The organism is Paenibacillus sp. NPDC058898 (assembly GCF_049316025.1).
Classification (GTDB): Bacteria; Bacillota; Bacilli; order Paenibacillales; family Paenibacillaceae; genus Paenibacillus_AQ.
In genome coordinates this window covers 24,654-36,600 of record NZ_JBMOSM010000014.1, presented here as the reverse complement: position 1 = coordinate 36,600, position 11,947 = coordinate 24,654, and the positions used below count along the sequence as shown (strand labels likewise).

The window sequence follows — 11,947 nt, the reverse complement described above, 5'->3', positions numbered from 1 at the left end:
ACCGCCTTGTGGCAGTGCCTCCCGATAGGTCAAGGTATGGACCCTATGATTGTCCATATTTGTTGTCGTACCACGATCGTGTCGGACGGGTTGTAGGGTATCCGTGCTCCTCCCTAAATTGCTTACGCTCTTCGCTGAAATCATGCCAGCTCTTCCCGCTTTCCGGATGATTGGCATGATGAACAATGCAGCGAAATGCATCCTCTACGCAAGGATCCTCCCAGAATCCGCTGCTTGCCTCCATCCGGTCGGTTAACGCGGCGGCGTCTTCATTCTTGATTTCTTCCAATGCGTAATATCCCATCTTGACTACGCGTTCAGCCACTTTCGGTCCGATCGAAGGAACCGTCTGAAACTGCGCCAGCCCCCGGACATATTGTGCACGGCTATCCGAAATGCCAAGCACGCCAGACAATAACTCGATATCCATGTGCGCAATATCGATAAGCTTCATTTTGTTTGACCGCAGCTTCGCTCGCTCTTCTTCGGTTAACGGAAGCTTCGGCGATTTTCCCAGTACATGCCGCTGCATCCTTTACCATCCTTTCGCCTCAATCATCCTGCACCCGCAGTTTAATATAAATCGAACATGCTCACTTCATAGCCCTGGGCTTTCAGGTAATTGAACATTTGCGCCCGATGATGCTGGGCATGCGTGACGATTTCAATCAGCCACTTGGCTTGCGTTGAACCGTGCTCCAAATAGAAAGGTTTAGTTTTCTTTTGCATAAATTCTTCATCCGTCAACCCATTCATGTATGACTTTACATCCGCAAGTCCTTTCGTCATCCAGGAAATCAGCTTGTCCTTGTCTACGCCGTCTCCAGCAATGCTTGCCTCCAGCTCCCGGATCTCCGCTTCACTCTTCTCTTGCAGAATCAATAAATCGGTAGCAGGTACCGAAACGAGATGGTAAACCAGCTCCTGAAGCGACCTCATATTGTGGGCAGGTCTGTAATCCCAGTGTTCTGGCGAAATTTTGCCGATCAGATTCGAACTGGTTCTAACGATAAGCTCCAGTTCCTCAAATAACAACTGCTTCATTTCATTCAATTGACTCACGTTTCATCACTCCATTTTTTAGTTATAAGGGGTCTCTGGGTTCTACAGCCAGTATAGCGTATAATGGTGACAACTATTGTCATAGTCATCAAACGATACGGAGCTGATCTTATGTCCAAATCCAAACGTCTCATGGAGCTGATGATGACCGTGAACCGGATGCGGAAATTCACGGTAAGGGAATTGGCCGATCAATTCGGCGTGTCCTCTCGCACGATCTTGCGGGACCTGCAGGAGCTAAGCGAGCTGGGCGTTCCACTCTATTCCGAGGTAGGACCGCACGGCGGATATCAGGTTCTGAAGGAACGAATTCTTCCGCCAATCGCTTTTAGCGAGGAAGAAGCCGTCGCGATGTTTTTTGCCAGCCACGCCCTGCGTCACTATCTATTTCTTCCCTTTGAAGCCGAGTCCTCTACCGCACTTCAAAAATTTTATTATTACATGCCCGGGGATGTGCGCGACCGGATTGACCAGATGAAGAACCGGGTGGATTTTTTGACGCATACAAGGCAGCAGAAGGTTGAATCTCTCGGCGTTCTTCTGGATGCCGCCGTCGACCAGCGGGTCGTTACGGTGTTATACGAGAGCAGGGAAGGCTATGCCGAGCGAAGTATCCAGCCCGTGGGCATTTATGCAAGCAATGGCTACTGGTATTGTCCCGCTTATTGTTTTCTGCGCGATGATTTTCGCCTGTTCCGCTGTGACCGCATGAAGTCCGTGGCCTATGATACAACCGGAATCGAGCCGCGGGATAACCGCCATATCCATCTGGGCAATTGGAGGGAATACGGGGCAGAGAAATCGGTCTATGTCCGGATGGTGGTTGATCTGAGCCGGGAAGGCGTTCAGCGCTGTGAATCCGAATTGTGTCCTGTTCCCCTCATTGACATGCGGCCGGATGGAAGCGGACGGCTCGATCAGAATGTCCCTGCGAGCGAGCTTTTGTATTTTGCTAAATTTTTTATCGGATTAGGAAATGAAGCCACCGTGAAGGAGCCGCAGGAGCTGGTGAATCGCATTAAGGGGATACTCACAGAGATGATGGCGAAATACGATTAGAGGCAGCCAACCTTATGGATTATTCAAACACTTTCGATTAGAAAATCAATATTGAATATGATTCATCAATTATGTTACGATGGCGTAATACCTATTTTTAACAGGTCAAATTTCAGGAGTGATAAGCATGTTAAAACAACATGAAGAGTTTATTCAAAATCTTACAAAGAAGATAAAAGATGACGAACGATTTGTAGGTGTACTTGCTGGGGGGTCAATGAGAACTAATACGATGGATCAGTTTAGCGATCTTGATTTGATTCTTGTCTATGATCCAACCTTTAAAACGGACATTATGATGAATAGACTGCAAATCGTTGGTGAATTTGGTCACCTTTTATCCGGGTTTACTGGTGAACATGTAGGTGAGCCACGGTTACTCATTGGCTTGTACCATGGCCCTCTTCATGTTGATTTTAAATTTGTAACGATCGAAGAAATAAAGGATGGAGTAGAAAAGCCTGTTGTGGTATGGCAACGGAGTTCCTCTTTGGAACAGCTTCTGAATGAAATCAAGTTTTCTTATCCTTCCCCTGATCTTCAATGGATTGAAGACCGTTTCTGGGTTTGGATACATTATGGTGCTACTAAACTCGGCAGAGGAGAGTTATTCGAAGTCATCAGTCTTCTTTCATTTGTTAGAGAGGCTGTTATTGGTCCATTAATTTTAATGCAACACAATTCACTTCCAAATGGGGTACGGAAAATTGAAAGACATGCTCCTGAACTTATCGAGGAACTGGGAAAAACAATTGCTCTTCATGAAAAAGAAAGTTGCTATAACGCGATCAAGCATACGATATCATTATATGTAAATCTAAGACGAGGATATGAAAGCGATATACAAATAAAATCTGAGGCACAACAAGTATCCATTAAGTATTTAGAAAAGGTATACGAAGAAATGTAACGATAGTTCTATCGAATAATCGTTCAATATAAGAATAGCGGCTGATATACCCAACGCTGCGTTTCAATCAGAATCGTAGTTCCATCGTGTATGTGCTAGACTGCTTTTATCCATTTCCTTGTCCTCCTTGATCTTGATGATGCGGCCCTCTAACCGGCTATCATCTTATCATGATGTTCAAGGGATTTTTACTCATAGCTATAAGCCTTCCTGAACCCCCGGTCGAACCGGGGGTTTTCTTATACAAAAAAAGCCGCCAACATCGTGGCGGCTTACAGGCTGAAACTTCACTTTACCATTTTAAGAACATATCTCAATCCAAATCCAAAACCTTCAGAAAGGATCCTTCGTTCTCATTGGTTGGGGGAGCTGACTTTTCAAGCTCTTTGGCCTTTTCCTCCACCCGCTTCATGAGCCTTTCACTGAATTCCAGTGATGGCTTATATGACCCGTTATAACCGATACCGAGCAGCGCCTTGTCATATCGAGAGAAAGTCATCAAAGCTATTTCCCCATCTTCGCCTTTGATATCAAGTGAAATCGTCGGATCATTGTCGCTGTAGCCTTGGCCGTTATATGCAACCGACTTGATTGGACCGTGAACAACGTTATATTTCTCCGCCAGTTTCTTCGCCAGCGCAACATATTCCTGCGGGTTTTTATCAAGTGCCGGATCAAAAGCTACTGAAACCTTTTTATCCAGCGTTCTACCATGGACAATGTCAAATAATTCTCCTGTTACCGAATCCACAGAGAAAGAATAACTACGCTTACCGTTCACGAGCACATCAGCGTACCATCTCGAACGGGGGAGACTTTCGGCTGGCTGCTCGTAGCCCATTTCAATCACCTGACCCTCCAGGTTCAGGCCGAATACTTCCCACAGGGCCCGTGCGCCAATTTCCGCCGCCTCTTCTTTTGGCATGTCCTTGCTGGTCGGCTTCTGGTTGCGGTAATATTCAAGATCAATGGCTCCTATCTTGTAATTCGCTTTTTGGTAGCCTTTCGGCAAGCTGTTTGGCACCGCTTGGGAAGATCCGGCTGCATAATTCGAATAACTTGTAGGGATCGTATTTGTTTTTTTGAATTCCGTCGCCGTCGCTGCCTGTGTGAATCCCTGGAACAATAATGTGCTGGCCCCAATAACCGTTGTAGCCGCTAATATGGTTTTTTTTAAATTTTTTCTTTCCGATCTGTTTGTTTTCATCTGAATTCACTCCTCCATCGTTTTGGTTTGTGATCACAATAAGCAGTATAGAATAGCCAAATTATAGAACCATCACCAAGTCATTATGAAGTTGTAAAAATTACTTTGACTGTCGTTCCTTCCCCGGGATGGCTCGTAAACGCAAGCTCCGCGCGGTGACGCAAGACAATCTGTTGACAGATGGCCAAGCCTAATCCGGCGCCGCCGTCCCTGCGGTTTCGTGATTTCTCTCCGCGATAAAAAGGTTCTGTAATATGCCGGAGTATTTCAGCGCTCATCCCTTTTCCGTTATCCTGGATATAAACCGTCTTCTTTCCGGCCTCTATGGCGGCACGCACTACGATATGTCCGCCCGTGCTGCATGCCTTTATCGCATTGTCAATCAGATTGACAAACAGACTTTGCAGCAAGCAGGCGTCTCCCCACACAGCTTCTATTTCACAAATAAACTCGATTTGTATATCTTTTTCCGTAATTTTACTATGCAGTGTCTGTTGGACAGATCGAAAGAGACCGGTTACTTTCTGTGCTTCCCAGCCAATCTCATCGTTTTTAAGATTCGCCAATCCGAGTAATTGATAGGACATCGTCTGCATACGCCGGCTTTCCGACATGATATAGCTGATCGCGGACAGCCTCTCGTCCTCAGTCAGGGCAGCCTTTTGCATATATTCGGCGTATCCATAGATTGCGGTCAAGGGTGTACGGAGTTCATGGGCAAAATTATCAATAAACTGCTGCTTTTTGTCCGCGGCGTCGATAAGCTCCGTCATTTGACGCTGGATTTCATACGCCATATGATTGAAGCTTTGTGCCATTTCGGACAGCTCATCACGCCCGGATACCGGAAGCCTGGTTTCATATGCACCCGCTGCGATATTACGGGAGGTTTGGGAAATCTGCGACAGTGGCTTGAATATTCGATTCAGTAATAACATAAGACCAAGCGCAAGCAGACAGGAAAGAATAAATCCCGCGAAAAACAGCACATTTTTCATATGTTTCCATGCGGAGATGGCATCTGTCGCATCATAAAGATAGACCATGGTATAGGAATCATATGGCGCAGGAAGCTTTCCCGAAACAATGACATAGGAATGGCCACCTGTTTTTTGCATCGCAACCAAACGATTTCCGTCTTTCGGCGGCTCCAAAAAACGGCTCGGCAATACCATTTCCAGCCGATTGGAGTAGGCAAGCTGTTCTCCCTTGTAAAGCGCCAGCTTAACCTTCTGATCCCCGGACAGATAACTGTAGGGTTGGAGCAGAGAAGCCAATGAGCCCTCAATATGAACTCCACGGCTCTCCACTGCACGAAAATCCTTTATAAGCGCAGACGTAATAAAATAATGTTCGCCCAAACTTCTTTCTTCTGCTCGATGAACCATATCTTTGAATGAAGCGACAGAAATGATAAATATCCCGAGATTGAAGGAGAACAGAAAAAGCACAAGCGTCGTTAAAAAGGTTCTATATTTCATCGGCTTACCTCCAAGCGGTAACCCAGCTTATAGACGGTTTTGATCACGTGCTCCCAACCTAATTTTTTCCTCAGTCTTTGGATATGAACATCAATCGTCCGGGTTTCGCCTTCATAATCATGGCCCCACACGAGCTCCAGAAGCCGCTCCCTGGACAATGCAATATTGCGGTTGTTTACAAGCACTTCCAGCAATTCATATTCTTTCGGTGTGCATTCCACAAGCTCTCCCTTATAAAATACCTGACGGCCATCAAAATCAATCCTCACCTCTCCCGCTTCAAAGCATTTTTTATTTTTTTGGGTTCGCCGCAGCACCGCTTCGACACGAGCCAATAGCTCCAACATTTCAAAGGGCTTGGTCAAATAATCGTCAGCCCCCATGGAAAAGCCTGTTATTCGATCCGATAAGCTGTTACGTGCCGTTAAGAAAATGGTGGGAGTGCCATGTACTTCTTTAAACACTTCAAACCCGTCAAATTCAGGCAGCATCACATCCAAAATGATCAGATCATAGTTATGGCATTGTATTTCAGAAATCGCAGCTTCACCATCCAAAACCGAAGTGCACTGATGCCCCACAAGCTGCAAATTTCGTTTAATCAATTCATTGATTGATATTTCATCCTCAACTATTAAAATCGCTGCCACAATTATTCCCCCCTCCCCCTACTTCTACAATCATATTATTATTGTTTTGTAATAGAGTTGTAAAAGCGAATCTAAAAAAAGCACCATCCGCCCACTCGGAGGTGCCAAACTAAATATTGATGGTTAGAGCCTCATCTTATGCGAACCGATCGGATTCATATTGTTCCCGAGATAATTCCCATCCCCTCCACTGATAAAGGCTATAGACCCCGCCAACCTCGATGATCAATAACTTACCCGTAGCTGCCTCTATGTTGGTACACCAACATGCCCTCCTATGGACCCAGCATTAGATATCCTAAAAAAGTGTAGATAAAATAAGAGAATAACGCAAGCACATTGCAGGCTATTAATAGCAGGTCCTTGTTCGAGTCTGTTATTCCATAGGAACGTATGGATAGCGCGATCCCGAATGGTGGAAGAAAGACAGTGGACAGAAGTCCATAATAGTGAAACCAGTGCCCGTCGCGGACAAATAAAATCTCAATTGTGAATAAGAGGATAGGCAGAATAAACGTCCATGCTGAGATTTTACGCATAATGGGAACTCTCCATTTCAATGTCATGTCATCTCTCCGCCTTGTTCCGTGATAAGGAAAAACCCAGATCGCAACCTGGGTTTTTTGGTTTCGTTTTCTATATTTTAACATCTAACATTCCCTTTGGTAAACCGAATGGCCTCCCTTGACCGTCTCCACAATGCGAAGACTTCCCTCTTCCTTCTCCAACACCACGAAGTCGGCCTGCGCCCCTCTCTTTAATCCATAATGGTCTGCTTTCCCCATGGCCTGGGCTGGCAGCGTTGAAGCCATGTCCCAAGCTTCAGGAAACGTGCACAGCCCTGACTGAGCCAGCCGCCATACCGCATCGGCAAGCATCATGGCCGAACCGGCCAACAGTTCGGGCTTGCGGACGAGATGCAATCGGCCTTCGGGTGTTAATACGACATTGCCGCCGATATGGGTCTCGTATTCGCCTGGCGGCATACCGCTTAAATAGACGGCATCGCTGACGAGCAGCGCCTTGGACGACTTGGCGCGGAGCATCACTTTGATAACCGAGTCCGGCAGATGGTACCCATCCGCGATGATCCCGGCCCACAGCTGATCTTGCGCAAGCTGCTCCCATATATAATTCGGATGGCGCGGCAGCGTCAGATGCGCGCCATTTCCAAGATGCGTGGACATCGTCGCTCCCGCTTCCACGGCATCACGAATTTGCGCTGGCGTCGCGGCGGTGTGCCCGATCGATACCGTGATTCCCGCCTCTATGCACGACCGGATAAAACTCGCAGCTTCCGGCCACTCTGGCGATAGCGTCACGATCCGAATCCGATTTCCCGATGCCGCCTGCCATCTTGAAAACAACGCCCAATCAGGCGCTTTGATGTACCGGGAATCATGGGCTCCCCTGGGCCCTTCTTCCGGAGAAAGAAAGGGGCCCTCCAAATGAATCCCGCCAATGGTGGAACCGACCGCTTCATCCTCCAGGCAAGCGGCGTCGATAACCCGCAGCAAATGTTCGATCTCTTCATCGCCATTGGTAATGACGGTTGGGTAGTAAAACGTTATACCCTTTTCCCATAAACGCCGGGTTGCCTGGATAACCGTCTCCGTTGTGAGCGGCAAGGAATTGAAATCATGGCCGTACCCGCCGTTAATCTGAAGATCAACAAGTCCGGGAGCGATCCAGGCGTCCTCGTCACCATCGTGCGGAAGTATCTGCTCGATCCGGCCGTCAGGAGTCCATGTTAGCTTTATCCGCTCACCTGTTGTGTAATGACGGCCCACACGAACAAGGGCATGGCTATCCATTACGGATTGCCCCATACGACTCCCGGTCCACGTACAGCGTGCAATCCGCATGCCTTCGAAGAATGCTGGCAGGACAGGCCTCGTGTATATCGCCGTGCAGCGTCCTTTGTACCGCTGCCCGCTTGCTTGCACCCGGAACGACGCAGAACAGATGGGCACCTGACATTAACGCCGGAATGGTGAGCGTAAGGGCGTATTCCGGAACCTCCTCCAAGCTTGCGAAACAGCCGTCATTCACCTGCTGTCGGCGGCAATCCTCGTCCAGCTTCACCCGCTTTACCCATAACGGATCCGCAAAATCGGCAACGGGCGGATCGTTGAAGGCGATATGCCCGTTCTCGCCAATACCCAGGACCACCATATCGATCGGCGCAGCGGTAATCAATCCGCTGTATCTGTCGCACTCGGCCTCAGGATCATTCAAGCCGTCGATCAAATGCACCTCTCCTGGGGATACCAGATCAAACAGCTGCCGAGACAGAAAGTTCCCGAACCGCTGCGGTGCCGACGGAGGAAGGCCGATGTATTCATCCATATGAAAAGCCGTGACCCGACTCCAGTCCAATCCTTCCGATTGAACCAGCGCCACAAGGCATTCATTCTGGGATGGGGCAGCCGCAAAGACGATGCGAATGCGCTCTTTCTCGGCCAGAAGGCGCTGTATGGCCGAACGGATATCGGCGGCCGCTGCCTTCCCCATCGTTTCGCGCTGGTCATAAACGCGGACCTTCAGTTGATCTTGAACGTCTTCAAGAACAGGCTTTATGCTGCGCTGAGACATCATAAAGTCACCTCCATCCCCTACAATACCGGCATTCCGGGCTGCAGTTCGATTTCCTTGCGCTGCCGGGAAGCCTCGTAGGTGCCGAGAATAATCTCAAGTGAATGCCGGCCGTCCTTCCCGGTGACGATAGGCTCGCGGCCTTCGCGAACGGCAAGCGCCATATCTCGAATTTGCAGCCGGTGTCCGTCAGGTATAACTTTAAACGGTTCGAATTCAGGCAGCTGAACTTGCTGGCCATCGATCTCAAGAGATACGATCGTATCTTCTTCAATGACGAGCACACCCTTCTCTCCATGGATGACGAGCCGCTGCCCTTTCCCGTCGCAGGCCGTCGTCGTGATCTCCAGCACGCCCAGCGCGCCGCTTTCAAATTCAAGCGCAGCGATAACGGTATCTTCGACTTCGATATTGCGCAGCACGGCTTTGGCTTTCGCGGACAAGGACGCAACAGGCCCAACGAGCCATTGCAGCATATCCACCGTGTGAATTCCCTGATTCATCATAGCCCCGCCGCCATCCATCGCCCAGGTCCCGCGCCAGCCCGCACTGTCATAATAGGCTTGATCGCGGAACAGCATGACATACGCCGAGCATAAGCTAAGCTTCCCAAGCCGTCCTTCTTGAATGACCTGCCGTGCGTATCGGGCCTGCGGGGACATGCGCCTCGGAAAGACGGTTGCCAGCAGCACACCATTCTCCGCACATACCTCGATCATGCACTCGACATCGTCAAGCTTGATCGCCATCGGCTTCTCCGCCAGCACATGTTTGCCCGCCCGGGCGACCATCGCCGTCTGCTCTGCGTGCATGCCGCTTGGCGTGCAGATGCAGACAACCTCCACATCCTCGCGTGCCAGCAGTTCTTCCAATGTATCGCAGATAGCTCCTCCGTACTTTGCAGTCAGCTTGACCGCAGATTCCCGTTTCGTATCAAATACGGCGGCAAGCACGGCTTCCTCCGTGTTCAAAATGCCTTGTGCATGAATGTCGGCAATAATTCCGCAGCCGATAATTCCGAATCGAACCGGCACTGTTTCCTCCGTCATGTATCCTACGCCTCCTCGTTACGTTCAGTTTGCAGCGAAACCGCATGCTTTTCCCTATTCCCGAATCAGGATCCTTGCTTCCTCATCGGCCGTTACCGTAGCCTCCGAGGCTTTATAAATATCGTCATGCGTGATGATGCCCTCTTCCCCCTCCACCCGGCTCAGGAAATCCTGTGCAAGGGAGAGGGGAGGCGGTACCAAAGGCAAAGAGCGCAGCTCCTGATCGGTGATAACAAGCACAGCCTCATCACTCGAGAGCAACGGGTCTCCTTCCAGCCGAATTTCCACAATGCCTCTTGTCCCCGTAATGAATATCCGGCCATCTCCCCAAGTCCAACTGCCGGCGGGCGTATGCCAATCCGCGTAAAGCTGTGCCGTGATCCCGCCACCCATGAATACCTGCACGCCGGCCGTATCATAGAAAGTTGGGTATTCCGGCAGGATATGCTTAGCTAGATAACCGGATGTCATCTCCACTTCCCGGCCCGTCAGCCACCTTAACAGATCGAAGTCATGCACGAAGAGATCGTTAATGATGCCCCCGGATTGTGACTTGTCAAAATGCCAGGCCGGCCTGGCTTCCGGATTCAGCCGATGCGGTTTACGCATCGAGATATGGACAATGTCCCCCAATTCACCCGCCCCGATCATCCGCTGAACGGTATGCAGGGAAGGACGAAAGCGCTCGGTGAGCATCATGCCTACCTCGATCCTTCCCCGCTCCAAAACGCCGCGCAGCCGGGTCAGCCCCGCCCGATCCGTCACGGCGGGCTTGTCGATCATGATTGGTTTGCCATGGAGCTCGCACAGCTCAATGACATCCATCTTCTCATGGTTGATGGCCGCGCAGCCGATAACACTCACTCCTTCATCGCTCAGCAGCGATTCCCGATCCCCCGTCAGTTCCAGGCCGTACCGGTCGGCAAGAGTATGGGCTAACGGCTTATTATCCGGTTCGTATACGCCTGCACATTCGTAGCCCAGGGCCAGCATCTCCTCGATAAACATGCCGATGTGGGCATGCTGACAGCCAATGATTCCAAAACTCCGCGCTTTCCCCGTCATCTTGTCGACACCTCCACAGCCTGCAGCCATTCCTTGATGACCGACAGATCATAAGCGAGCCGTTCCTTCGGCGGATAGGGTGCTGCGCATTCCAGCGTAAGCCAACCTGCGTACCGCTGTTCCCGAAGTCCCCTGAGCAGCCCGCCGTGATCCACTTCTCCCTCACCAAGACGGCACTGCAGGAAGAACTCTTCCCCGTGTCGGGTCAAATTCTTGAACGTTCCCGGCGCGCCCACTTGGCTGATCCGCCGTTCATCCTTAATGTGCACATGAAACAACCGGCTTCCGAGCTGCCGGACCGACTCTTCCCCAAATTCCGTGTCCGTGATGTACATATTTCCTGCATCATGAATCAGGCCAACCTGATCATCGCCGATCAATTCCAGCAACCGCAGTGCGCTGTCCGTTGTCTCCACCAGGCTCTGGTTGTGGATCTCCAGGACGATCCGTTTTCCCGCAGCCCGGGCTTCCTCCGCGCATTTCCGAATCCAGAAAGCCGCCTTGGCATAATGATAATCCTCCGCCAGAAAGGCATTCGGCCCTCCCTGAAAGATCCGGATCATGCCCGCCTCCAACATCACCGCGCGTTCAAGCAGGCCCATAAACTGATCATAAGCCTCAGCGCATTCCGCATCTCCGCTTGTCGAGAAATATCCCATATAACCTGCCAATGCCGGAATCTCCAAGCCATGAACTTCCGCAACAGCCTTCATTTCGCGAACCCGCGGCAGCGAAGCTTCCGGACTTAAGTGCGGTTCGCGGCAGGCAATTTCGATTCCGTCGAAACCAAGCCCGGCCGTGATCGACATCGCTTCATGGATGCTGTAATCGATTAACGATCCACTGAATGCCGCTATTTTCATCTTGTC

General features: G+C 50.0%; 12 protein-coding genes. 2 read left to right on the top strand and 10 right to left on the bottom strand.

The window, feature by feature from the left end; all coding sequences use genetic code 11:
* Positions 1 to 43: 43 nt before the first annotated feature.
* On the bottom strand, positions 44 to 532 hold the full coding sequence (locus tag ACOZB4_RS27760) for a helix-hairpin-helix domain-containing protein (protein WP_379412713.1): 489 nt from the start codon (positions 530 to 532) through the stop codon (positions 44 to 46).
* Positions 533 to 573: 41 nt separating this feature from the next.
* On the bottom strand, positions 574 to 1,062 hold the full coding sequence (locus ACOZB4_RS27755; RefSeq protein ID WP_379412710.1) for a DinB family protein: 489 nt from the start codon (positions 1,060 to 1,062) through the stop codon (positions 574 to 576).
* A 111-nt stretch (positions 1,063 to 1,173) separates the two neighbouring features.
* On the opposite strand from ACOZB4_RS27755, the gene ACOZB4_RS27750 reads away from it, so the two are divergent.
* Both ACOZB4_RS27750 and ACOZB4_RS27745 read left to right on the top strand, forming a co-directional pair.
* Positions 1,174 to 2,121, top strand: a complete 948-nt coding sequence (locus ACOZB4_RS27750; RefSeq protein WP_379412708.1) for a helix-turn-helix transcriptional regulator — start codon at positions 1,174 to 1,176, stop codon at positions 2,119 to 2,121.
* A gap of 127 nt (positions 2,122 to 2,248) precedes the next feature.
* On the top strand, positions 2,249 to 3,031 hold the full coding sequence (locus tag ACOZB4_RS27745; RefSeq protein ID WP_379412706.1) for an oxalate:formate antiporter: 783 nt from the start codon (positions 2,249 to 2,251) through the stop codon (positions 3,029 to 3,031).
* A 313-nt stretch (positions 3,032 to 3,344) separates the two neighbouring features.
* Here the strand turns inward: ACOZB4_RS27745 and ACOZB4_RS27740 are convergent, their stop codons facing one another.
* From ACOZB4_RS27740 to ACOZB4_RS27705, 8 genes are all read right to left on the bottom strand, one after another.
* Positions 3,345 to 4,238 (bottom strand): hypothetical protein, encoded by an 894-nt coding sequence (locus tag ACOZB4_RS27740; RefSeq protein WP_379412704.1) that lies wholly within the window; start codon positions 4,236 to 4,238, stop codon positions 3,345 to 3,347.
* An 83-nt stretch (positions 4,239 to 4,321) separates the two neighbouring features.
* Positions 4,322 to 5,719: a HAMP domain-containing sensor histidine kinase gene (locus ACOZB4_RS27735; protein ID WP_379412701.1), complete on the bottom strand. Its 1,398-nt coding sequence runs from the start codon at positions 5,717 to 5,719 to the stop codon at positions 4,322 to 4,324.
* Positions 5,716 to 6,369 (bottom strand): response regulator transcription factor, encoded by a 654-nt coding sequence (locus ACOZB4_RS27730; protein WP_339292558.1) that lies wholly within the window; start codon positions 6,367 to 6,369, stop codon positions 5,716 to 5,718. The genes ACOZB4_RS27735 and ACOZB4_RS27730 overlap by 4 nt, the downstream gene beginning before the upstream one ends.
* Positions 6,370 to 7,019: 650 nt before the next feature.
* Complete coding sequence (locus ACOZB4_RS27725) at positions 7,020 to 8,183, bottom strand: N-acetylglucosamine-6-phosphate deacetylase (RefSeq protein WP_379412952.1); 1,164 nt, start codon at positions 8,181 to 8,183, stop codon at positions 7,020 to 7,022.
* Positions 8,176 to 8,967 (bottom strand): glucosamine-6-phosphate deaminase, encoded by a 792-nt coding sequence (locus ACOZB4_RS27720; protein WP_379412695.1) that lies wholly within the window; start codon positions 8,965 to 8,967, stop codon positions 8,176 to 8,178. Before ACOZB4_RS27720 ends, ACOZB4_RS27725 begins: the two co-directional genes overlap by 8 nt.
* Positions 8,968 to 8,984: 17 nt before the next feature.
* Positions 8,985 to 10,013: a Gfo/Idh/MocA family protein gene (locus ACOZB4_RS27715; RefSeq protein WP_379412692.1), complete on the bottom strand. Its 1,029-nt coding sequence runs from the start codon at positions 10,011 to 10,013 to the stop codon at positions 8,985 to 8,987.
* A gap of 54 nt (positions 10,014 to 10,067) precedes the next feature.
* Complete coding sequence (locus ACOZB4_RS27710) at positions 10,068 to 11,078, bottom strand: Gfo/Idh/MocA family protein (RefSeq protein WP_379412689.1); 1,011 nt, start codon at positions 11,076 to 11,078, stop codon at positions 10,068 to 10,070.
* Entirely contained in the window at positions 11,075 to 11,941 is an 867-nt protein-coding gene (locus ACOZB4_RS27705; protein ID WP_379412686.1) for a sugar phosphate isomerase/epimerase family protein, read from the bottom strand. Before ACOZB4_RS27705 ends, ACOZB4_RS27710 begins: the two co-directional genes overlap by 4 nt.
* Positions 11,942 to 11,947 lie beyond the last annotated feature (6 nt).